Raw genomic sequence first — 24,300 nt, forward strand, 5'->3', positions numbered from 1 at the left:
GAACCGCTATATTTTGGATGGTAAAATTACCGATTGACGGCAGGTTGTTTATAGTCAATTTATTACAAGTGTTGTGGTGATGCCGAAATGATCGCTCGGGTACAAGCCGGTTTCTTCATCAGGCACATTTAATACCACTGCCGAATCAATAAACCGCGGGTAATTATCCGTACCAGGGAAGGGCAAAGTAAAGATCTGGTCAACACATACTTGTTTGTTGGCTTTGTAATAGGCGTCCGTAAGGCTGTATCTCGGTTCTGCACCATTACCTTCGGTATAACAGTCAGCAGCTTTAGATAATTCCCGGAAAGCCATAACCGCTTCCGAATCGGGTGTAGCATTAAAGTCGCCGCAAATAATGTGGTATGGCTTTGGGCTTTCCTCAATAACAAAAAGCGCAAGGGCTTCGGCCTGGGCTTTTCTTAGTCCTTTATGCTGGCCCAGGTGTGTAAGATGGGTAGTGGTAACAGTAACTATTTTTCCCGATGGTAGGTTTACGTTTACCCGGAAAGCTTTACGGTCGTTATCTTCGGCTACTACAGGTAAATCAAAACTCCCGGTTTCGGTAACCGGGTAAACTGATAATATGCCCAGGCCCGATGTACTGTTAACCATACTCCCTTCAAACCGTCTTTTTTTTGATCGGCCGGGTAAAAAACAATAGTGCATATTTAATTCGGCAGCCAAAAAATTCAGGGTATCGGCATTTGCTTCTTCACTGTAAAAACATTCCTGGCAAGCTATAATATGAGGTTTTAATTGTTTAAGTTGTTTGGCAAGTATGCCCATGCGTACCCTGTACTCACCATCACATTTCCATGTATTTATGGTGACAATTTTAACATTTTCCACTCAGGCAATATCAGCAATCTAAATTATACAATCAACATTCGGTAATTATTAACTGATAACACCGGCGTGGCGATGCTGATCAGGAGCCTACCGGTTAACCCGTGTAAAATTTACAGTATAAAAATTCCAATTGAGCGTGGCAAGAGGCAAGGTGTTTTCAGTAAACAGGTTAATAAAACTGGTGAATGTTTATTTTACCTTTTTAAACAAGGCAAGTGAAAGTGCATTGCCCTTTAACCTTTAACCAAATTTTCATTTTTTTTTGAAAGTTTAAAAACTTGTTTATATTTGTGCATGGAATTGGCAGAGGCAAAGTTAAAGTTCATTGAGGCCTGGGGTAAGCTGGGGTCGGAGTGGGGGATTAACCGCACCATGGCCCAGGTACATGCTTTGCTGATGATCTCGCCAGAGGCTTTGACCACTGAAGAAGTGATGACCGAATTAAGTATATCACGCGGTAATGCCAATATGACCCTGCGCGACCTCATTGATTGGGGTTTGGTTGAAAAGCAGCATAAAACCGGCGAGCGTAAGGAGTTTTTTTACGCAGAGAAAGATGTGTGGACTATTGCCCGCCGTGTTGCCGAAGAGCGTAAAAAGCGCGAGCTTACACCTATCATTAAAATACTTGATCAACTGGCTGAGGTTGATGGCGATACAAAAGATCCGGCTTATAAAACATTTAAAACCACGGTTACTGATATAAATAAGCTGGCTAATAATGTGAACAAAACACTTGATACCATGCTCAGGGCCGAAGAGAACTGGTTTTTTGGTTCGATATTGAAAGTGTTCAAATAATTTTTTTTACAAATAAATTTCAATTTTTACTGAAAATTCTAAATAATTAATAACAACTAAATCTTTATATCATGAACTACTTTATTTTAACCTATGTCATTTACCTGTTGGCAAGCATAGCATTAACAGTATGGGTTGCCAAAGTGCTGTTTAAAAACGGGCGTATATTTTTAGTGGATATTTTTCACGGCAATAGTGAACTTGCCGATTCTGTGAACAAGCTGCTTGTAGTAGGCTTTTACCTGGTAAATATAGGCTATATGAGCCTGGCCTTAAAGGAGTATGGCAGTATTGCCAATATGCAGGTAGTGGTTGAAGTACTGAGTTATAAAGTGGGCTGGATAATTTTAATATTGGGCGGTATGCATTTCCTAAACCTTGTCATTTTCTTTAAGCTGCGTAATCGCGCTAAACGGGAAAATGCATTTACTATAAATGCTTAGTTTTTAGTTTTGTTTTGATTTGACGGGGTAGGCCAATATTTGCCTGCTCCGTTTTTTTTGCGGGGACATGTCCAGTATATCAGGCGGCATTTCTTAATTGTCTGTTTATACTATTCAGCAAAACATCAATATCAAAGGGTTTGGCTATAAAATCATCAGGCGAACCGGCCTGGCTGAGCATACCCGGATTATGGCTTGCCGAAATTAATATAACAGGGATGTTTTTGGTTTCCTGTTGGTTTTTAAGGGTCTTGCAAAGTTCACGGCCATCTAAATTGCCGAGCATAATGTCAAGCAAAATCAAATCGGGTTCATGTTGCTTTATCCGGTCAAACAAATTTTTGCCTTCAGTTAAGGTATCAACCTCATAGCCTGAATCTTCCAGTATATATTTTATGATTTCTAAAATATCTTTGTCGTCGTCCACCGCTAATATCCGTCGCATAAGTAATCTGTTAAAAAAATGTATCAGCAAAAAAGTCAATGGCGATATGGCTTTATACAATATCAGAAAAATTAGAGCAATTTTTATACCAAGTATTATGCTTAACTATCTTAATCCAAATTTGTAGTTTATACGGCTTTATATGGGAATACTCTGTAATTCTGTATTTATAACATATACAACGATTATATTTTTGTATACAAATAAGGTCGGGGCTTTAAAATAACAGTATAAGAGGAGTGCAAACGCAGATTATCTGCATTTACTGGTAATAACAGGGTATCAATACACCAAAGAAATTGATTAATTGAAAATTATTTGATGAAAACGTGAGCCGATTTTTTGCACTTTGCGCAAAAATATTTCCTGACCGGTATAAAAAACAGGACGTTTTTCAAAAACCAACTCCTTCGCATCTGGAAGTGGTAAGGGGCTCCGCATTTTGAACAATAATAGCTTTTCTTTGACTTGGCTTCGTTTTCTTCCACAAAATTAAAATAACAGGCAGCCAAAATACAATATCTATATTATGGTGAAGAAGAAAAGGAAGAAAAAGTACTTTTAAGTAAGTGTTGATTTCTTTTTGTGAAATAAATTATCGTAATACGTATCTCTTGCGTTGGCATTTGAAGCACATGTACCTCTTTAAAGGGAGAAAAAACAAAACTTTTTTCACAAAAAAGCCTCTGGGCACACGGTTATCAAGCTCTGATTTACACCTTGGGCATACCGGTGCCTTTTTTACTTCTGTTTTCTCGTGTTGATTTATTGATAGTACCATAATACAATCAGGGGCTTATTGTATTTAATTAATTATTTTGCTTTAACCTATAAAACAAAGTTAAAATAATTACCAATATTTCAATCATGCTCTTTAAGTATTGATAATTAATCAATTTATACCTTAAAAATATGCTGTATTTGTAATGTTGAATGCTTTAAAGCGCTTTCTTTGCTTTTTTTATAATTATTATCCCGGTTTAGCAGAAGAAAAAAATGAAATAAAGGTTAAATGGATAGTGCAAGAGGGAGGTAAATTGACCGCTGAGGTTGAGATTACGTTTTTAAAGCAGGTTATTAACCTTTTCAACAAGTTCGGTCAAATCAAATGGTTTGTTGATTATTGCGTCGCACCCGTAGCCGATGAGCTCATTTTCATTGTTCACGTAGGCCGAGAATATAATAACAGGAGTATTGCCAAATTTAGGATGTACTTTTATGTTTCGGCAAATTTCGCCGCCATTGGTACCCGCTACCCGGTAATCAAGTATAACAAGGTCCGGTTCAAAACTCTCAATTAACGGAAGCACATCGGTGCTTATTGATGTACTTTTAACTTCAAATTGTTCATAAGTAAGGGTTTCATGCACAATATCAAGTATGTCTTGATTGTCGTCTAATACTAAAATACGCTTTACCATAATAAAAGTTAAAGAAATAAATGCCGAAAAGGTATTAAAGTATGTGTTAAAATTACAGTATCCTGTAAAATAGCGGTTTGGGTTAATCTTAATCGGATAAAACTTTAACGCAAAATTAAAACTATTTTTTATAAAATTAATAAAACAATGCTATAAATAGCAACATGTTGTATGTTAGTTACACAAACTGCTTGTTTTTCAAGTACAAATGACAAAATTAAAAGGCTTATTGATTATTGAGGCCGGGTTATCAAAGCTTTTACCATATAAAAACCCTAAACTCAAATTTTGTTATTACTTTAGTTGGCATCAGCAGGTGCCCTATACTGAGGTTGCACGCCCGCTGGCCACACATAACCTATAACTTAATGGTACTGTTAACTATCTTTTTTTGTATTGTTTTACTGGTTTTGCTGGTGAGCCTGGTAAAAATAAACCCTTTTATTGCCTTTCTCATTGTTTCGATAATTGCAGGTTTGTTATTGGGCATACCCATTAATAAGGTAACCGCTTCCGTTCAAAAAGGCATGGGTGATATTTTAGGTCAGCTGCTCATCATTATTTGCCTGGGCGCTATGCTTGGAAAGCTGGTTGCTGTGAGCGGGGCCGCGCAAAAAATAGCGAGTGTACTTGTTGCCGCCGTAGGCGAAAAATATATTCAATGGGCGCTGGTTGCAGCTGGGTTTATTATAGGCATTCCGCTGTTTTATGGTATTGGCTTCGTGCTGATGGTACCGCTTATATTCTCGGTGGTTTACAAGTATAAACTGCCGGCTGTGTATATAGGCTTACCCATGCTGGCTTCGCTGTCGGTAACGCATGGTTTTTTGCCCCCGCACCCGTCGCCATCGGCATTAGTGGCTTTATTTCACGCTAATATGGCAACTACCTTTATTTACGGACTTATGATAGCTATTCCGGCTATTATACTGGCGGGGCCGGTGTTTGCACAATTTCTTAAAAAAATCCCGTCGGAGCCGCTGGCTACTTTCAGGGCTGAAGAGTTACCTGCCGAAAAGCTGCCCGGCGCGTTCAATAGCTTTTTTACGGCTTTATTGCCGGTTTTGCTTTTAATGCTTACCGCATTTTTTCCATACCTTAACATACAGGATCCGGGTGTAGCAAAGTTTATCACATTTCTTGGCGATCCCTCAATTGTTATGCTGATAGCGCTTATGGTTGCCACTTATACTTTAGGTATAAAACAAGGTAAAAGCATGGGCCAGCTTGCGGGCAATTTTACCGATGCCGTGAAGGATGTGGCCTTGATATTATTGATCATAGCAGGATCGGGCGCCTTTAAAGAGGTTTTAACCGCCAGCGGTGTAAGCGGCCAGATAGCATCGCAACTGCAATCGTTCAATTTGCCGCCGTTGTTATTAGGCTGGGTGATAGCCGCTATTATCCGCGTTAGTTTGGGCTCGGCAACAGTTGCCGGACTAACAGCTGCAGGCATTGTTGCGCCGCTGGTTTTGCAAAATCATATTAATCCCAATTTAATGGTATTATCTATCGGGGCCGGGAGCCTGGCATTTTCGCACGTAAACGACTCGGGTTTTTGGTTGTATAAAGAGTATTTTAATTTAAGTATTAAGGATACTATAAAATCATGGTCATTAATGGAAACGCTTGTTTCTGTTATAGGGCTTGTGGGGGTAACCTTTATTAATCTGTTTATTAAATAAAAATATGCTTGTTATCAAAAAACTATCGGCAAGTTTAGCTCTGTTAATTTTTATGCTGATTACCGGCAATTGTGTATTAGCGCAGCCGGTTACTGCTCCGGGCAGCTATTATACCTCGTTTGATGGTGTTAAAATCCATTATGAAGCGAAAGGCGATGGCTTCCCGGTGATACTGGTACATGGTTTTTCGGGCACGGGCGAAGGCTGGAAAAAAGGAAAGCTTTATAATGATATGTTAACGGCTGGTTATAAAGTGATTATACTGGATCAGAGGGGCAACGGACGGTCGGACAAGCCCCACGATGATGCGGGTTATGCTAACGATGCCGAAGCTAAAGACATTATGGGCCTGGCTACAAGCCTGGGGCTGAAACGATATGATGTTGTTGGATACTCCCGCGGATCGATCATTACTTCGCGCGTGTTTGTGCTGGATAAACGGGTTCAAAAGGCGGTAATGGGTGGTATGGGCGATGCTTACACTAACCCCGAATGGCCGCGAAGGATTCATGCTTATAAGGCTTTAATGGGCGATACAAGCTTTCATGATGTTGATGGGATGATCAATTATATCCACAGTAACCCTTTTGATGAACTTGCTTTAGCCTATCAGCAAAAGTGGCAGCCATCAACCAGCAAACAGGAGTTAGCTAAGGTGAAAATCCCGGTACTGCTCATAGATGGGAGCGAAGATCATGATAACGGCGACGAGGTTGCTCTTCATAAACTCATTCCCGGCTCAAAGCTGGTTCACGTTCCGGGCGATCATAACAGCGCCAGCCGCACTCCCGAATTTTCAAAAGCTGTAATGGCTTTCCTGAAATAAACATTGCCGGTTAACATTCAATTGTTGAATTTTTGTGCCGCTATTTTCGATAATGGTCTATTATTTGCATGAGTGTTTATGTTAACACTTATAAATACATACCATTATGAAAAAGCTAATGATATATATGTGCTTTTTAATTGGCCTGATGCTATCCATCAGTATCACTGCCAATGCACAAACCACGCAGAAAAAGGGAATAAGTAAACAAGGCAAAGGCGCAATCATAGGTGGAGCAGGCGGTGCAATTGCGGGTGGCCTTATTACGCATAGTGCGGGCGGCGCTTTAGTTGGCGGTGCGCTTGGTGCCGGTGGCGGTTATATTATCGGTAATGAAGCCCGCCGGCGCGAAGAGAAAAGGCAGCGTGCTGCCCGCATTGCATGGCGCAGGGCACATCCCCATCACCATTATACCACAACCAAAACAACCGTAACAAAACAAACAACCTATCATTAATTTAAATGGTTGTTATAAAGGCCTGTAGGTTTCAATGCTTACAGGCCTTTTTTATTTCAATTAATTTAGCTAAATTGAAGCGATTGCCCTGTTTTCTCCGTTATTAAAATTATTAACAGCCAAACAGCAAGTCAATATTTTTCGTTTAAGGTACGATGGTAAAAGGGTTATGCGTAATAGTTTTATGTTTGATTCCGGCAATGTTGCTGGCACAGCAGCCGGTTGCAGATACCATCAGCATAAAAAAAGATTCAGTACCGCAACGGGATGTTATTGACATTGTACGTTCGCTTTTTAAAATACAACCCCGGCACCAGGCAACTCAGCGGAAAAAGATCTACTTTTCTGTTTTTCCCACCTCAACAACCGATGGGCGCAGTGGCGGAAAAGCATTGTTTACTTCAACAACAGCTGGGTTTTACCTGGGGGATGAAGCTACTACTAATTTATCAAGCTTTACTTTTACCCCTTATTTTAATTTGAAGGGGAGGTACGGCTTGCCTATCCGGTCAAATATCTGGCTTAATAATAATGAGTGGAATATACAGGGTGATACCCGGCTGATGGTTTACCCTCAATATACCTGGGGCTTGGGTGGCAACCAGGGGCCAGCGGATAAGTTTTTGATAAATTATAATTATCTCCGCTTTTATCAAAGCGTGTTAAAGCAGATTAAGCCATACTTTTATGCCGGGTTAGGCTATAATTTGGATTACTATATGGATATTGAAAGCAACGGCGATCAAAACCTGCGTAAGTTTACCGGTTATAAATATGGTACTGCGGCCGATCAGGATGCGTTTTCATCGGGTGTAACGCTCAATTTATTATACGATTCGCGCAAAAACTCAATCAATCCACTACCCGGGGCTTATACCAACATAGTTTACCGGGTTAATGCCAAGGCCTTTGGAAGCCATACCGACTGGAGGTCACTGTATATCGATATGCGTAAATATGTGCAGTTAACCAACTCGGGGCCTAAAAACGTGCTGGCTTTCTGGGCCTATTACTGGACAACACTTACGCCCCGCACACCTTATCTTAACCTACCAAGTCTTGGCTGGGAGCCTTATCAGCGATCGGGCAGGGGATTTCCGCAAAGCCGTTACCGGGGCGACAGGCTGGTATATTTTGAAACTGAATACCGCCGCGATATCACCCGCAATGGTTTATTGGGCTTTGTAGTATTTGCTAACGTAAACTCCGTTACCGAGCCCGAGAACCATGCTTTTGTGTACTGGCACCCGGCCGCCGGCACAGGCCTGCGTTTTAAGTTCAATAAAAAAACAGGAACCAATATCAGCCTCGATTATGGCGTGAGCAAAAACTTTTCATCAATAAGTCTTAATTTAGGCGAGGCGTTTTAGGGGAGTTCATAGTCGATGGTCCATAGACAATTGCCTGGGCTTTGAAAAATCACTAAGATACAATAAATCCAATACCACCATCGACCATGGCCTATTGATCATGGACCAAATAAATATGACCAAACAAAAATATACAGTACTGATCCTCATATTAGGTTCGCTTACAGCACTTGGCCCTTTTTCTATCGATATGTACCTGCCGGGCTTTAAAGCCATAGCTAAGTACTTGCATACCAGTACCGATGAGGTAGCGCTGTCATTATCGAGCTATTTTATTGGCATCGCCGCCGGGCAATTACTTTATGGGCCTTTGCTCGACAGGTTTGGCCGTAAAAACCCATTATACTGGGGGCTTGGACTTTACATCGTGTCATCAATGGGATGTTTTTTCTCTTCATCGCTCGAAATGCTTATTGCACTGCGTTTTTTTCAGGCGGTGGGCAGCTGTGCGGCAAGTGTAGCCGCCATGGCCATGGTGCGTGATTTGTTCCCGATTGAGGATAATGCCAAAGTATTTTCGTTGCTGATCCTGGTACTCGGTGCTTCGCCCATGCTGGCCCCTACCGTAGGCAGTTACATTACCGCGGCTTTTGAATGGCAGGTCATTTTCCTGGTGTTAACTATTATAGCGGTGCTGATATTGCTGGCTGTAATATTCTGGCTCCCCGAAAGCTATCAGCCCGATCCTGCATATTCTTTAAAACCAGGGCCGATTATAGGGCATTTTATAACAGTTTTAAAGGATGCGCAGTTTGTAACCTATGCCATAGGCGGCGCGTTCGCTTTCGCGGGTTTGTTTGCCTATGTTTCGTCATCGCCCATTGTGTTTATTGAGGGCTTTAAAGTAAGCGAAAAACAGTTCGGCTGGATCTTTGCTGGGCTTTCGGTAGGGTTTATTGGTTCAAGTCAGCTAAACAGCGTATTGATTAAAAAATACAAAAGCGAACAAATGATAGGCGCATCACTTATTTTAATGGTGATTATCTCCACGTTTTTTTTGGCGGGTTCATTAAATCATTGGTTCGGGATAGGTGGTACTATAGCGATGATATTTGGAGTGTTATGCTGCGTTGGCATTTGCGCGCCCAATACATCAGCATTATCCCTTGCTCCCTTCTCTAAAAATGCGGGTTCGGCTTCTGCAATATTAGGCGCATCGCAAATGGCGGTGGGAGCCTTATCATCTATAGGTATCTCCGTAATAAAACAACACAGCTCGCTGCCCATGGCGGCCGTTATGGCAGCCTCATCAATTTTGGCACTCCTGATTGTATTTATTGGCAAGCGGTTTATAAAAAACAAGGTTGAGGCAAGCAGAGATGTTGTTGCGGCACATTGAACCTTGATTTTAGGATTACAGGATTAGCTTGATTTTAAATTACTTGTAAGTGCAGGCCAGAAGGCTGTGTCTTGTGGCCTGCAAGCAAAGAATCAACTGATTTAAAATTTGCTTGCCCGCAAAGCTGTAACCTTTGAGCCTTCGGAGCCGGTACTTTCAAAAACTATCTTATTTTCGGTTAGTTCCGAAACGTAAAAAACGAAATTGCGGGTTTTGCCATCAGGGAGTTTCTCGGTTACATTCATGTTGCTTCCATTCAGCGTAAAAGAGCCATGCGACAGGAATTTGCCGCCCCATACAATCAGGAATTTCATTTCGGGCGTAAACTGAATATAAGGTACGTTGGCATCCAACTCGGCTTGTTTTACGGTATCGGGCGGGCTTGCATTTGGATGCTCGATTTTTTTATATTTCCATTTGCCGGTAAGCGTCCTAACCGAAACTTCAGGTTTACATGATGCTATAAAAAGCACTACAACAGCAAACAATAAAAAGCCTTGTTTTATCATAACAGAAAAATGTTTGGATAAAACTATACAATTGCTTTTAAAATTGAAAGCGAAGGCTTAGTCTTTAGTCTAAAGTCATAAGTCTGAAATGCGGTGAGGAAAAAGAGATCTTTTGACATCCGACTTAAGACTATTGACTTTACACTATCTCTTCTTCAAACCTTTATTAGTACGCTCTTCGGCTTGCTTCACTTCGTCTTTTTCACTTAGCGGGCCCTCGGTTTTGATCTCTTTGGCTTTCTGTCCACCCGCTTTTACCGGACTTATCCTGGTACCTTCTTTTTTGATGTCTTTGGGGATACTCATAGCGGTAATGTTAAGTATTCATTAAACAATAGGATACTTATTTAACTATACCTGTTGTAAAATGTTTCCTGAAAATCGTTATAAAATTTACTTTCTGTGTATCAATTAATTACATGTATCTGACGATGCCCTTAAAATATTTTTAGGATTTTTCGTAACAAAGCTTAATTGCAACTGTCTTAATGACACTATATAGCCAAGGTACTCTTCCAGGTAAGCTATAAGTGTTGTGAGGGCCCGCACCTTAAGGGTTCCGTTAAAAAAATCAAAAACAATCTTTAAAAAAATGGACAATCTAATTGTTAGTCTGTGGTGGGTTATACCCGTCATAGTGTTATTGCTGATGTACAAATTTGTTTTGCGCGTGTTTTGCGGCATGGTTATCGTTCCGGACGACCGTATTGGGTTGGTGATCAAAAAGTTTGCCCTTACAGGTAACAGCCGCCTGCCCGATGGTCGGATCATTGCCACCAAAGGCGAGGCTGGTATGCAGGGCCGTGGCCTTGCGCCGGGCTTATATTGGAAAATGTGGCCATGGCAGTATACTATTATCATGCAGCCCTTTACCATTATTGAGCAAAACAAGCTTGGCCTGGTAAAAGCAAAAGACGGTGCCTCGTTTGATACCGGCCGTGTGCTGGGTAAACCGGTTGATTGTGATAAGTTTCAGGATGCGGTAGCATTTTTGGATAATAATGGTCAAAAAGGCCCGCAGGCAGCTTTCCTTACACCGGGTAGTTATCGCATCAACACATTTTTGTTTGATATTGAGATGGTGCCTATCACCCAGATCCACGAAAACAAGGTAGGTATTATTACCACTTTGGATGGCGAGCCGCTGAACAAAGGCGAGATAGCCGGCGAATCGGTTGCAGGGCATAAAAACTACCAGGACCCAATCGCTTTTATCACCGCAGGCGGTCGCAAAGGTTTGCAGGAGGATGTGATCCTGGCGGGTACTTACTACCTTAACCCCTGGTTTGTGAGCGTTGAGCAGGTAGATATGATCTATATCCCTATCGGTTACGTAGGTGTTGTGAACTCCTTTGTGGGCCCGGAAGGAAAGGATACCAGCGGCGATAATTTCAAACATGGTAACATTGTTAAGCGTAACGAAAAAGGGGTTTGGGACGAACCGCTCGATCCCGGTAAGCACCCGGTAAACATCTATACCCATGCTGTTGAAATTGTACCCACAACCAACATCGTATTAAACTGGGCAGATAGCCGCACCGAGTCGCACGAACTGGATAAGAACCTTTGTACCATTACGGTAAGGTCAAGCGATGGTTTTACTTTTAACCTGGATGTGTCACAGATCATCCACGTGCCACGTAACGAAGCACCGAAAGTGATAGCAAGGTTTGGTAAAATGAAAAACCTGGTATCGCAGGTACTGGAGCCAACTATTGCCAACTACTTCCGTAACTCGGCCCAAAAAAGTGATGTGATCGGCTTCCTGGCCAACCGTATCCAAAGGCAAACTGATGCCCGTGAGCATATTGGTCGCGTACTGGAAACCTATAACGTAATTGGTGTGGATACCCTGATAGGTGACATAGTGCCTCCGGCAGCGCTGATGAAAACACTTACCGACCGTAAACTGGCCGAGGAGGAAAAGGTTACTTACGAGATACAGCGCCACGCGCAAATTGAACGTAAAGAATTTGAAAGCGCCCGTGCCGGTGCCGATATGCAGCCTGAGGTAGTAAAATCAACCCGCCAGGTTGAGATTAACACCCAGATGGCCGCTTCAAGGGTTGCCGCTTCAAAAGGTGAGGCAGAAGCTAAGACCATCAACGCCAAAGCTGATGCTGAGGTAAGGATCACGATAGCCAAAGCCGATGCCGAAGCAAAAACAGTGAACGCCAAAGCCGACGCTAACGCCACAGAGGTGAATGGTATGGCCGAAGGTGCCAAGATCAAAGCCATAGGTTTATCAGAAGCCGAGGTTACCAAACAAAAAACCGAAGCCATGGGTACCGAACAATACGCCATAGTGCGTGTGGCCGAAGCTTTGGCTGCTGCAGGTATCAGGTTGGTGCCTGAGATATTGGTAAGCGGCAAAGAGGGCGGTAGCGGCGGTATGATTGATGCCTTGATAGGTACCGAAATGCTCAAAAAACTGCAGATCGAAAACCAGGGCAAAGGCGGCAACACCACTAAAGGCGAATAATTGAATATCCCTTTGCATAAAAATTTGCAGGTTGGTTATGTAATCCCTTCAAATTATGCATCGTGGTTAAGGTTTGTGATGAGAGATTTTTGAGGAAGAGTACAAAATAACTCAAAATCCTAAACCTTTTTATTGAAGAGATCAACGGTTGGAGGTTGGTAATTAAATGCCGCCTCCGGCCAAAAGATAATACGTTCTTTATACCTAAACCTTTTTTATACTGATCAGAGCTTGAAGATTAGAGATAGGTTGCTGTGATAGTATCCGGCTTTATGATTCAATCGCACTGATTTAATTGACGAGGCTTTTAACCTAAACCGATCAATGAACAAAGGCATCCCGCGAGGGGATGCCTTTTGTGTTTTTACAAGTTAAAAAATCAACGAAATCAAAACCAATCAACGGTTAAAGGTCGCTTAGTTTAAACGTATCCTTAACCCGGATGCCTTTTTCTGTTTGCTGTAAAGTGCAGCATTCATTAACCGGGTCGTGCTCAAAGTATAGTATGTATTCTTTTTCAAGGGCCTCGTTTAAAAATAGTTTTTTTTCAGTAAGCGTTTGAAGCGGGAACATATCATAAGCCATTATATAGGGGATAGGCAGGTGCCCGATTGATGGTAGCAGATCCGCCATATAGAGTACCTTTTTCCCTTTATAATTAATAAGCGGCAGCATCATTGATTCGGTGTGCCCGGATACAAAGCGGACCTCAAAATTTTTCATAAAGTTAATGCCGTCTTCGGTATCAACAAATTTTAGCTGGCCGCTTTCCTGTATAGGGATGATGTTTTCTCTGAAAAAGGAAGCTTTTTCCCGTTCGTTAGGGTTAACTGCCCAATCCCAATGTTTGGGATTACTCCAGTAGGTGGCGTTTTTAAAGGCAGGGAGCAGGTTTTCGCCCTCGCGTACAACGGCACCGCCCACATGGTCAAAGTGCAGGTGGGTTAAAAACACGTCGGTAATATCGCCGCGATGAAAACCGAGCGAAGCCAGCGAACTATCTAAACTTGCGTTGCCGTGAAGATAATAGTGGCTGAAAAACTTTTCGTTTTGCTTGTTTCCTATGCCGGTATCAACTAATACTAACCTGTTTTCATGTTCAACCAGCAGGCAGCGCATGGCCCAGGTGCAAAGGTTGTTTTCATCGGCAGGATTGGTTTTGTTCCAGATGGTTTTCGGAACAACGCCAAACATAGCCCCGCCGTCTAATTTGAAAAAGCCGGTATCGATGGTGTGTAGTTTCATTTTAGTTCATGGAGTATGGTTCATGGATCATGGTTGATAGTTCATGGTCTTTGATGTGTAAAAGTCCATAGTACTTACAAGGCTAAATTAGGATATTATTTTTAAGATGACTTTCACTTAATGACCTTATAAAATTAAAAAGCCTCAAACTAAATGCTATACATTTAATTTGAGGCTTTGAATATGTGTTGAAGCTGTAAGCAGCTATCAACCATGAACTATGATCCATGAACCATACCCCATGAACCAAAAACTACAAGTGGATACACTCACCGTAAGCTTCGGCAGTGGCTTCCATTACGGCTTCGCTCATGGTTGGGTGAGGGTGTACCGATTTGATGATCTCATGGCCGGTAGCTTCCAGTTTGCGGGCGGTAACTACTTCGGCAATCATTTCGGTAACATTGTAGCCAAGCATGTGAGCGCCTAAGAACTCGCCGTATTTGGCATCAAATATCACTTTTACAAAGCCATCTTTAGCGCCGGCAGCACTTGCCTTACCTGATGCCGAGAATGGGAATTTACCAACTTTAACTTCATACCCAGCCTCTTTAGCTGCTTTTTCGGTATAACCAACAGAAGCAACTTCTGGTGAGCAATAGGTACAGCCCGGAATGTTGTTATAGTCAAGCGGGTGAGGGTTTTGACCGGCAATTTTTTCAACGCAGATAATACCTTCGGCAGATGCTACGTGAGCCAGGGCCTGGCCTTTAACAATATCGCCAATGGCGTAAACGCCTTCAACATTGGTACGGTAGAAATCATCAACCAATACTTTGCCGCGATCGGTTTTAACACCGTTTTCTTCAAGGCCGATGCCTTCAAGGTTGGTGGCGATACCTACCGCAGAAAGAACGATCTCGGCTTCAAGAGTTTCGGTGCCGGTAGCTGTTTTTACAGTTACCTTGCACAAATCGCCGCTGGTATCAACCGACTCCACATTGGAGCTGGTCATGATGTTGATGCCTTGTTTTTTAAGAATGCGGTTTAATCCTTTTGATACATCCTCATCCTCTAACGGAACGATATTATCTAAAAACTCAACTACGGTAACTTTTGTGCCTATTGAGTTGTAAAAATAAGCAAACTCAATACCGATAGCACCCGAACCAACTACAACCATTGATTTGGGTTGCTGCGGCAATACCATGGCCTGGCGGTAACCGATAACTTTTTTACCATCCTGTTTCAGGTTAGGTAACTCGCGCGAGCGGCCGCCTGTTGCTAATATAATGTGTTTTGCACTGTAGGTTTTAGCTGAGCCATCGGCAGCTTTAACTTCAACAGCGCCTTTGCTTTTCAATTTACCAAAGCCAACAAGAACATCTATCTTGTTTTTCTTCATCAAAAACTGAACACCTTTGCTCATGCCATCGGCAACGTTACGGCTTCTTTTAACAACCGCGGCAAAATCAACTTCGCCGGCGCCGTTAATTTTAATACCGTAATCGGCACTGTGGTTAAGGTATTCAAAAACCTGGGCGCTTTTTAATAAAGCCTTGGTTGGGATACAACCCCAGTTCAAACAGATACCGCCTAATGATTCTTTTTCGACAATGGCGGTTTTTAAACCAAGCTGGGAAGCGCGGATAGCAGCAACGTAGCCACCCGGACCAGACCCAATAACAATTACATCGTAATCCATATTATTATTGATATACTTTAATTTCGTTTCAAAGGTAAATAAGCTGCGCGGATTTTTGTGGTTTTTCCGCAGCGCCTATTTTTTGAATGCCAAAGCTAAGGAAAAGGGCTGAAATCAAAAAATGTACTGCCGGTATATATTACCTGCCTTGGGTTATTTATATCTGCGCTGTGTCATAAAAGCAAATGGTGTAATGTAACCGTTAAGCTCCGATATGATTTAAACTATATTATTTGTAATATTTTCATTGTTTTTGGCGATTGTTTTATGGTTTTTATACTTATAATGTAAAATGTTGATAAATATATAATAATTGTTAACGTTAACTTAACATTGGTAATTAGTTCATTAATTATCTTTGCGCCAATTAATTAAACGTATAATTAAAAAAGCAATTTATGAGGAAGCATTACCTTCTTTTATTCATTTTTTCGCTGCTCACACTAAACTTTGCGTTCGCGCAAAACGTTACTACAAGTAGCATGTCTGGTACAGTGGTTGATGAAAAGGGATTACCACTCCCTGGTGTAACCATTACCGCGTTACACACACCCACAGGTACTAATTATTCAACTGTTAGCCGCGCCGACGGCCGTTACAACTTACCAAACATCCGTGTTGGTGGTCCGTACACTATCAGTTTTAAATTTATTGGTTTTAATACCTTCAGCCAGGATAACATAACGTTATCATTAGGTCAGGACTTTAAGATCAACGCTAAACTTGCACCAACCAATACCGAACTTAAGGAAGTTGTGGTTTCGGGTGTACAGAACAAGGTTATTAATACTTCAAGAACAGGTTCTCAGGAGATTATTAACCGCGCCCAGATCGATCGTTTACCAACTATCAGCAGGTCAATTTATGATTACACTAAATTAACTCCTACTGCAAATGGTACATCATTTGGCGGTCGTAACGGTAATGGTAACAACTTAACTGTTGACGGTGCCTTGTTCAATAACTCGTTTGGTTTATCAAACACCTTAGGTGGCCAGGCAAACTCACAGCCAATTTCATTAGACGCGATTGAGCAGATCCAGGTTTCTGTATCTCCTTTCGACGTTAGCCAGGGCCGTTTTGCCGGTACCGGTATCAATACCGTAACCAAATCGGGTACCAACGAATTTAAAGGTAGCGTTTACTACTACAAACGCTCGGCTGGTTTAGTAGGTTTACATACGCTTACTACCGATGTTCAAAAACCAACAGTTGATTATAACCAACGTGGTATCAGCTTAGGTGGCCCGATCATCAAAAACAAATTATTCTTCTTTGTATCAGGCGAGCAGGAAAGGATCAAAGATCCGGCTACTTCTTACACCGCTTTACGCGATGGCCAAACTGCCGGCGGTAGCATTTCACAAGCATCTTATGCTGATTTGACAGCCCTGTCTACCTTCCTTAAAACTACTTATGGTTATAATCCTGGCGCTTTTGAAAACTACCAGTTACGTACGCAATCAGATAAGATCGCTGCCAAATTGGATTGGAATATCGACAAAAATAATACCTTGTCATTGAAATATTTCTATTTGAAATCTTTCCGTGATGTGCCTCCAAGCAGTTCAGGTGCGCCTACAGGTGGTCGTGCACCAAGCAGCACTTCGTTGCCGTTCTTTTCATCTTACTATACCATCAACAACAACTTCAATATTGGTATTGCCGAGTTGAACACCCGTATCAGCTCAAACCTTGCCAATAAATTAACTGTAGGTTACCAGGCCCTGCGCGATTTCCGCCAGTCTCCGGGCGGTGGTTCATTCCCATTGGTTGATATCCAAAACCCTAATGGTACTACTTTAACCTCATTTGGTTATGAGCCATTTACTGCCAACAACGTATTGAATACCGATACCTGGCAGGCATCTGATAACTTAACCCTTTACAAGGGTAAACACGAGCTTAACTTTGGCTTATCATATGAGTCGAATAAATTTAAAAATGGGTTCGCTCCTAACTACTATGGTGGTTACCGTTTTAAAAGCTTAGATGATTTTTACGCTTCGGCTAAACAAGGCTTGCCAACCGCAACCCGCTACGATTTCCGTTATTCAGCTTTGCCTGATGGCTCGTTCCCGTTTGCTATTGTAAAATCATATACCATCGGCGCTTATGCTCAGGACAAATGGACAGTTAACGACAACTTTAAATTAACTTACGGTATTCGTTTTGATTTACCGGTTTACAATACTGACAGCCAGTATAATACCAATGCAGCGGCGTTAACGGGTTTCAGGGACGGTTACAAGATCAATACTTCACAGTTCCCTAAAACGAATATTCAAATTTCACCAAGGGTAGGCTTTAACTGGGATGTTAACGGCGATGCCAGCACACAAGTTCGTGGTGGTGCAGGTATCTTTACCGGTCCGGTTCCTTATGTATATATATCAAACCAGGCCAGCAACAATGGTGTACAGTTTGGTTCATACAGCATTGTGCCTGGTGCCGGTGGTGTATTACCAACCGACCCCCGCTTGGTTTTTAGCCCGGATGTTAATAAAAACAGGCCAACTGGGGCTGCTGCAAACACTTCATATAACCTGGTTGTTACCGACCGGAATTTCAAATTCCCATCAAACTTCCGTTTAAACCTGGCTTTAGACCAAAAATTGCCATTAGGCATTATCGGTACTTTAGAAGGTATCTATTCAAAAGATATCAACTCGGTATATTTTGTTAACCTTGCGTTGCCTACATCAGGCCAGGCTTTGGTTGGCAGCGATAACCGGATCCGTTACAGCAGTACTACTGTTTATCCTTCAATCCCTGCTGCCCAGGGTGGTAACACAGCTGCGGTGCCTAATATTACCGATGCTATCCTGATGAAAAACACCAGCAAAGGTTATACTTACAGCGTTACCGGCCAGTTACAAAGAACATTTAAAGAGCTTTACTTTAACATAGCTTACACTCACTCTGATTCACGCTCGGTTAATGACGGTGGTTCTATCGCCCAGTCAACCTGGAGAGACCGTGTTGTATCCGGCGATCCAAACGCTGATGTTACTTCATATGCTAACTTCTACCAGCCAAACCGTATCATCGCTTCGGTATCATTCCGTAAGGATTATATCAAACACCTTACTACTTCGGTTGGTTTAACTTACGAAAGCGCTAACAACGGTGTTGCTTCATACACTTATAATGGCGACTTGAATGGTGACGGTCAAACTACCAACGATTTGATGTACATCCCTAAAGATATAAATGACATCGTACTGGTAAAAGACAACGCAAATGACCCTCGTACTGTTGACCAGACTTACCAGCAGTTGAACGCGTTTATTAACCAGGACCCATACCTGAGCAAACACCGCGGTCAATATGCTAAGCGTAATGCTTTGGTATTGCCATACTTTCACCTGGTTAACTTTAATTTTACCCAGGACCTGTATGCTTCAACCGGCAAGTTTAAAAATACTTTACAGTTTGAATTTAACATCATCAATCTTGGCAACTTCCTGAACAGGAACTGGGGTAACTTTAAATTTGTTAACCGTACAAGCCCGTTATCATTTAAAGGTTTATACGCTAACAATGCTAACCCTAATGATCCTAACATTGGTAAGCCAACATTCTCGTTCCCTTACTTTGATGATAAAAACCAAATCCCGCTTACATCAACTTTTGGTAACGGTATTTCGCAGGTATCACGCTGGCAAGCTCAAATTGGTTTAAGGTATCTCTTTAACTAATTGAATTTACCATATGATTTAAAGCCCCGGTCAATTTGACCGGGGCTTTTTTCGTTAGAAATAATTTGATTATATATTTATATTATTTCATAGTGAGTGAAGGTTAATGTATTGGTTAATAATTATTAACCAATACATTAACTTTGTTTTGAATTATGTTTTATATTTGAATAATACTTAAATTTTATCACTTATGAAAACAAATATCAAAATCATCGTGCTCATCCTCTTTAGTTTTTTAATCGGCTTCTCCATACACTTAGGCTTTACTATGTCAATTGTGTCGTTTGAATTTACGTTATTGAAAGATATATTAAACCCCGGAAATAGCTTTTGGAATCAACTAAATATCTCACTTTTAGTGTTGTTTCATCTTGGATTGTTAGCGCTGCCCTTCATAAGATCATCAAAGTATTATAAAGTCTTTTTGATCTTTATTCCGGCGTGTTTTCTGTTAACTGTTTGCACAAATACGGTCATCTTTTTATTAATAGCGCCGGATTTGGCAGTCTCGATGATTCCCTTTATAGTTATGTGGATCATCTGCCTGGTTAAAAAAGATAATTCTAAGCGCATACCATATGAGGTATCGTTGAACATATAAGCAAGGATAAAATTCGATCTAACCAATTATAGCCGGGAGCATTTGCATCGCCTCCGGCTTTTATTTTTTATAAAAGGTGAGCTTATAAGCCTATTGTTTAAGGCTTATAAGTTTTAAATAACCTATCCCAGATGTTGGTATAAAAGCCGAAATTAAAATCAATTTCCAGGTGATGCCGATGGTGAAAAGAGGGTGTACCTAAATATTTAAAAGGAGCCATTTTTCGAACAGAGGCAGGAACGGGTTCGATACCTAAATGGCCCATGATACCGAAAAATACATTGGCTGTAAGGTAAATCAGTACCGCATAGAAATTGAAACCATAAAGAGCCAATATTACAAGCCATAAAGAGCCAAAGCCAATCGTTTCGATAGGATGGAGAACAAATAAGTCGATAGGGATAGGATCGGTGTAATGATGGTGAAATTTGTGGATCGCTTTATAAATAACTGAGTGGTGGATGAAGTAATGGAAAATGAACATGGCCAGGTCCATCAGCATAAATAAGAGCAAGAAATCAAGAAGGGTGTACCACTTTAACTGGAACGTGAGTGTTATATAGTTGTGCTTAAAAAGCCAATAACCGGCATAGGTGATCGCTGTGTTGATGGCATTGGTTAACATGCATACCAGAATCTCGTTTCGGCTTGCCCATTTTATTGGTTTGTTGGATAGTTTTAAGATCAACCATCCGAATAGCAGGGCCAGGGTAGTAACAAAAAGGTTTTCGGCTAAAAATATCGCCCATAATTTTAATGGGGACAAAGTAGCCAAAAACCTCAGCATAAATTTATGTCGTTATTATTTACTCGTACTCAAACACTCCAAACTCCGATGTCACGGTTACTTTTTTAGTATCTGCCTTTTCTACACGGCCAATGATCTGTGCATCAACACCAAAGCTTTTTGAAATATTGATCAGGTCGGCAGCAATAGCTTCAGGTACATAAAGCTCCATACGGTGCCCCATATTAAATACCTTGTACATTTCCTGCCAGCTGGTTTTTGATTCCTCGTGAATGAGTTTAAACAATGGTGGTACAGGGAACAGGTTGTCTTTTATAATATGCAAACCTTCTACAAAATGCAATACTTTGGTTTGCGCGCCGCCGCTGCAATGTACCATGCCATGAACCTGGCTGCGGTAGCCATCAAGTATTTGCTTAATGATTGGCGCGTAGGTACGGGTCGCACTTAAAACAAGCTTGCCTGCCGTTACGGTTTCACCGTTGCCAATGTCAATAGCGTCGGTAAGGTTTTTACTGCCCGAAAAGATCAGCTCGTAAGGGATGGCCGCGTCATAGCTTTCGGGGAATTTATCGGCGATGGTTTTATTAAACACATCATGGCGGGCAGATGTAAGGCCGTTTGAGCCCATGCCGCCGTTATATTCTTTTTCATAGCTGGCTTGTCCGTACGAGGCAAGGCCTACAATAACGTCGCCGGGTTCAATGCGGTGGTTGGAAATCACATCTTCGCGCTTCATACGGCAGGTAACTGTCGAATCAACAATGATAGTACGTACCAGGTCACCCACATCAGCAGTTTCGCCGCCGGTGGAGTAGATGCCTATGCCGGCCTCGCGCAGTTCGGCTAAAATTTCCTCGGTACCATTAATGATAGCGGCAATAACTTCACCGGGAATGAGTCCTTTATTGCGGCCGATGGTTGATGACAGCAGGATATTATCTGTAGCGCCAACACAAAGCAAGTCATCAAGGTTCATGATGATGGCATCCTGGGCTATGCCGCGCCATACAGAGATATCACCTGTCTCTTTCCAGTAGGTATACGCCAGGGACGATTTGGTACCGGCACCATCGGCATGCATAATATTGCAATACTCAGGATCGTTGGTTAAGATATCGGGTACTATTTTGCAGAAAGCTTTTGGGAAAACGCCCTTGTCGATATTTTTTATGGCATTGTGCACGTCGTCTTTGGAGGCTGATACGCCACGCTGATCATATCTTTGCGAAGAAATCATGGGCAAATATAATGCTATTAACCTTAATTTCCTTACCTCAGCTATCTGAAGTCGGGGACTTAGGAGCATTATACTTGTAGTGCCAAAACTGTAATGTGTTTTAGACTTAAAAAATTATGGAATAGCTGTGGTTGCAACTACTATTATAGATAATTTGAAATCGGCGAATTTTAACAGGGAGTTTTTAATATTCCCATCCTTCATACTTGATGTCTGGTATTTCGGTTTTAGGTGATTGTCTTATTTTTCGGTTCCGCTGCTTTTTTAACCATTTTCTAAAGCCGGCTTTAGGCTTTACGTCGTATTTTCGATTAAACCAGTGTTCAATCTGTTGGTTTCTTAAAGACATATAATAAGCTATAGACGCAAGTTTAATAATTAATTAGTTGTTGTAAATTAACCTCTATTTACTTTAATGAATATAAATTGCCCTGAATTGTGTTAATTTGTAACAAATCGACTAATACACGTCATTAGTCTGTTTTATCAGCTTAATTGAAAACAATTCGCGCTCATAACTCTTCATCAGCAGAATTGGTAGTATATACTTCTTATGTTAAAAACGCTTTCCTACAAAATAAACCGCTGGCGGTTAAAACGCAATAGTCAACGTAACTTTTTAATTTATTGCAGCGTGTTTGTAGGTTTTATGGGCGGACTGGCCGCCGTTGCCCTTAAGTTTTTAGTGCATTTAATGGAAGAGTTAAGCCGGAATATCTCTTCGCACCTGTATTATCATATAGCATATGTGTTTTTACCTGCAATAGGCATTTTGGGTACGGTGCTGTATCAACACCTGATCAATCGCGATAAGATTGAAAAAGGGATAGGTAAGGTGCTCATCAATATCAAAAAGAACCGTTCAAACATCAAAGCCAATAATATTTATTCGCATTTAATAACCAGTTCATTAACCATAGGTTTCGGTGGCTCGGCAGGGTTGGAGGCGCCTATTGTTTGTACGGGTACAGCAATCGGTTCAAATGTAGGTAAGTTTTTTAAGCTTACACCCTATGAAAAAACGGTATTGTTGGCTGCAGGATGTTCGGCGGGCATAGCTGCGGTATTTAACAGCCCTATTGCCGGGGTGCTTTTTTCGTTGGAGATATTAATAGGAGAGATCACCATTCCCACCTTTATACCTTTATTAATAGCCTCCGCTACAGGAGTTGTGGTTTCCAAATTATTATACTCGGGGCAATTGTTCCATCTGGTTACCGAAGGCTGGGCAATGAACGCCCTGCCATTTTACGTGCTGCTTGGCATATTAAGCGGATGGATAGCGATATACATATCCAAAGTAGGGGGTAAACTTGAAGGAGGGATCCTTAAAAAACAAAACCGATATGTGAGGGCAGTTGGTGGCGGTGTGATATTAGGGTTGATCATTGCTGTGTTTCCTCAATTGTTTGGCGAGGGGTATCATTATCTCACCGAAATTTTAAATGGTAATATCAATGTATTAAAGGAAGAAAGCTTTTTTGCCAACTGGCTTTCCGAACCGCTTATCATGCTGTTATTTATAGGGGCACTCGTGTTTACCAAGATCATTGCTGCGGGTATTACCATTGGTGCCGGTGGCAATGGCGGTACATTTGCACCTACGGTATTTACCGGCGCTTTCCTGGGCTTGTTTGTGGCTTATGGGGTTAATCAAACCGGGCTGATACATTTAAATACGGTTAATTTTATTGCGGTGGGTATGGCGGGGGCCCTGGCCGGTGTATTGCATGCACCCTTAACTGCTATATTTTTGATAGCCGAAATTACCGGTGGATATGTGCTGTTTATCCCGCTCATGATCGTATCAGCTATGTCATACATCATATCGCGTTACTCATCGCCCCATAATATGTACTGGAGCCAGCTGATTCATCATAATAATATTCACCCGGGGCAGGATTATGGCATGCTTAACAGTATAATGCTTGATAGCATCATTAACCGCAAATACACCCCGGTTGATAAACAAATGCCGGTTGGCGAATTTTACCAGGTACTGGCCAAAACCGATGCTAATATTTTCCCGGTGCTTAAAGGGGATGGGAGTCTTGAAGGTGTTGTATTGATAGACGACATTCGCCGGCGCCTGTTCAATAAAGATATCGCGGATGAAAATATAGCCGATATCATGATTGAGCCACCGGCTATAATTGATTATGATCAACCGGCCAGCAGCGTTATGGACACCTTTGATGCCATTGACGTATGGCAGTTACCGGTAGTAAAAGATGAGGTTTTTATCGGCTTTATATCCAAATCGGCATTGCTGTCAAAATACAGGGCTGTGATTATTGAACAGCATAAGGCGAGTGATTTGTTTGCGTAGGCACTAATTTTACAAATTCAATCGAATTTCACGAATTGCCTTGCTTATTTGTGAGAATTAAGAGAGGAGATAGGGGCCTGGTAGCTCAGGTTATAATTCTGCACAGCCAGATTATGGGATTAAAATAAAAAACGAATTGCCACAAAATTTATCGAACT

20 protein-coding genes are annotated in these 24,300 nt (G+C 41.6%); 10 read left to right on the plus strand and 10 right to left on the minus strand.

Annotated elements, in window-relative coordinates; genetic code table 11:
- Positions 1-54: 54 nt before the first annotated feature.
- Entirely contained in the window at positions 55-852 is a 798-nt protein-coding gene (locus J3L18_RS03350; RefSeq protein ID WP_129570768.1) for an endonuclease/exonuclease/phosphatase family protein, read from the minus strand.
- A 294-nt stretch (positions 853-1,146) separates the two neighbouring features.
- Here J3L18_RS03350 and J3L18_RS03355 point away from each other — a divergent pair, with 294 nt between their 5' ends.
- Both J3L18_RS03355 and J3L18_RS03360 read left to right on the plus strand, forming a co-directional pair.
- Positions 1,147-1,653 (plus strand): GbsR/MarR family transcriptional regulator, encoded by a 507-nt coding sequence (locus J3L18_RS03355; RefSeq protein ID WP_129570767.1) that lies wholly within the window; start codon positions 1,147-1,149, stop codon positions 1,651-1,653.
- Between the two features lie 71 nt (positions 1,654-1,724).
- Positions 1,725-2,096 (plus strand): hypothetical protein, encoded by a 372-nt coding sequence (locus tag J3L18_RS03360; RefSeq protein WP_091174382.1) that lies wholly within the window; start codon positions 1,725-1,727, stop codon positions 2,094-2,096.
- Between the two features lie 79 nt (positions 2,097-2,175).
- Here the strand turns inward: J3L18_RS03360 and J3L18_RS03365 are convergent, their stop codons facing one another.
- Positions 2,176-2,541, minus strand: coding sequence for a response regulator (locus J3L18_RS03365; RefSeq protein ID WP_091174378.1), 366 nt, complete (start codon positions 2,539-2,541; stop codon positions 2,176-2,178).
- 1,064 nt (positions 2,542-3,605) lie between these two features.
- Positions 3,606-3,962 carry a response regulator gene (locus tag J3L18_RS03370; RefSeq protein ID WP_091174373.1) on the minus strand — a complete coding sequence of 119 codons (357 nt, stop codon included), beginning with the start codon at positions 3,960-3,962 and terminating at the stop codon, positions 3,606-3,608.
- A gap of 368 nt (positions 3,963-4,330) precedes the next feature.
- Between J3L18_RS03370 and J3L18_RS03375 the strand changes: the two genes are divergently transcribed.
- From J3L18_RS03375 to J3L18_RS03395, 5 genes are all read left to right on the plus strand, one after another.
- Complete coding sequence (locus J3L18_RS03375) at positions 4,331-5,647, plus strand: gluconate:H+ symporter (RefSeq protein WP_129570766.1); 1,317 nt, start codon at positions 4,331-4,333, stop codon at positions 5,645-5,647.
- A 4-nt stretch (positions 5,648-5,651) separates the two neighbouring features.
- Positions 5,652-6,473 carry an alpha/beta fold hydrolase gene (locus tag J3L18_RS03380; protein ID WP_208102509.1) on the plus strand — a complete coding sequence of 274 codons (822 nt, stop codon included), beginning with the start codon at positions 5,652-5,654 and terminating at the stop codon, positions 6,471-6,473.
- Positions 6,474-6,579: 106 nt separating this feature from the next.
- Complete coding sequence (locus J3L18_RS03385) at positions 6,580-6,930, plus strand: YMGG-like glycine zipper-containing protein (protein WP_090533047.1); 351 nt, start codon at positions 6,580-6,582, stop codon at positions 6,928-6,930.
- Between the two features lie 200 nt (positions 6,931-7,130).
- Positions 7,131-8,300: a BamA/TamA family outer membrane protein gene (locus J3L18_RS03390; RefSeq protein WP_243771476.1), complete on the plus strand. Its 1,170-nt coding sequence runs from the start codon at positions 7,131-7,133 to the stop codon at positions 8,298-8,300.
- Between the two features lie 100 nt (positions 8,301-8,400).
- The gene (locus J3L18_RS03395; protein ID WP_223266234.1) at positions 8,401-9,639 is read left to right on the plus strand and encodes a multidrug effflux MFS transporter; all 1,239 of its coding nucleotides are present in this window, start codon (positions 8,401-8,403) and stop codon (positions 9,637-9,639) included.
- A gap of 101 nt (positions 9,640-9,740) precedes the next feature.
- Here the strand turns inward: J3L18_RS03395 and J3L18_RS03400 are convergent, their stop codons facing one another.
- Positions 9,741-10,148, minus strand: coding sequence for a hypothetical protein (locus tag J3L18_RS03400; protein ID WP_129570764.1), 408 nt, complete (start codon positions 10,146-10,148; stop codon positions 9,741-9,743).
- A gap of 144 nt (positions 10,149-10,292) precedes the next feature.
- Entirely contained in the window at positions 10,293-10,454 is a 162-nt protein-coding gene (locus tag J3L18_RS03405) for a hypothetical protein (protein ID WP_175490081.1), read from the minus strand.
- A 286-nt stretch (positions 10,455-10,740) separates the two neighbouring features.
- Here J3L18_RS03405 and J3L18_RS03410 point away from each other — a divergent pair, with 286 nt between their 5' ends.
- Positions 10,741-12,630 carry an SPFH domain-containing protein gene (locus J3L18_RS03410; RefSeq protein WP_091174356.1) on the plus strand — a complete coding sequence of 630 codons (1,890 nt, stop codon included), beginning with the start codon at positions 10,741-10,743 and terminating at the stop codon, positions 12,628-12,630.
- Positions 12,631-13,035: 405 nt separating this feature from the next.
- Here J3L18_RS03410 and J3L18_RS03415 read toward each other — a convergent pair whose 3' ends face one another.
- On the minus strand, positions 13,036-13,875 hold the full coding sequence (locus J3L18_RS03415) for an MBL fold metallo-hydrolase (protein ID WP_129570763.1): 840 nt from the start codon (positions 13,873-13,875) through the stop codon (positions 13,036-13,038).
- Positions 13,876-14,128: 253 nt separating this feature from the next.
- Complete coding sequence (gene lpdA / locus J3L18_RS03420) at positions 14,129-15,520, minus strand: dihydrolipoyl dehydrogenase (protein WP_129570762.1); 1,392 nt, start codon at positions 15,518-15,520, stop codon at positions 14,129-14,131.
- A 398-nt stretch (positions 15,521-15,918) separates the two neighbouring features.
- On the opposite strand from lpdA, the gene J3L18_RS03425 reads away from it, so the two are divergent.
- Positions 15,919-19,221, plus strand: a complete 3,303-nt coding sequence (locus J3L18_RS03425) for a TonB-dependent receptor (RefSeq protein WP_129570761.1) — start codon at positions 15,919-15,921, stop codon at positions 19,219-19,221.
- A 414-nt stretch (positions 19,222-19,635) separates the two neighbouring features.
- On the opposite strand, the gene J3L18_RS03430 is transcribed toward J3L18_RS03425, so the two are convergent.
- From J3L18_RS03430 to J3L18_RS03440, 3 genes are all read right to left on the minus strand, one after another.
- Entirely contained in the window at positions 19,636-19,821 is a 186-nt protein-coding gene (locus J3L18_RS03430) for a hypothetical protein (protein ID WP_090533036.1), read from the minus strand.
- Between the two features lie 101 nt (positions 19,822-19,922).
- On the minus strand, positions 19,923-20,612 hold the full coding sequence (locus tag J3L18_RS03435; protein WP_129570760.1) for a sterol desaturase family protein: 690 nt from the start codon (positions 20,610-20,612) through the stop codon (positions 19,923-19,925).
- A 19-nt stretch (positions 20,613-20,631) separates the two neighbouring features.
- Positions 20,632-21,813 (minus strand): AIR synthase related protein, encoded by a 1,182-nt coding sequence (locus J3L18_RS03440; protein ID WP_189549370.1) that lies wholly within the window; start codon positions 21,811-21,813, stop codon positions 20,632-20,634.
- A 553-nt stretch (positions 21,814-22,366) separates the two neighbouring features.
- Here J3L18_RS03440 and J3L18_RS03445 point away from each other — a divergent pair.
- On the plus strand, positions 22,367-24,142 hold the full coding sequence (locus J3L18_RS03445; RefSeq protein WP_129570759.1) for a chloride channel protein: 1,776 nt from the start codon (positions 22,367-22,369) through the stop codon (positions 24,140-24,142).
- Positions 24,143-24,300: the final 158 nt, after the last annotated feature.

It is taken from the genome of Mucilaginibacter gossypii (assembly GCF_017569325.2).
GTDB classification, from domain to species: domain Bacteria; phylum Bacteroidota; class Bacteroidia; order Sphingobacteriales; family Sphingobacteriaceae; genus Mucilaginibacter; species Mucilaginibacter gossypii.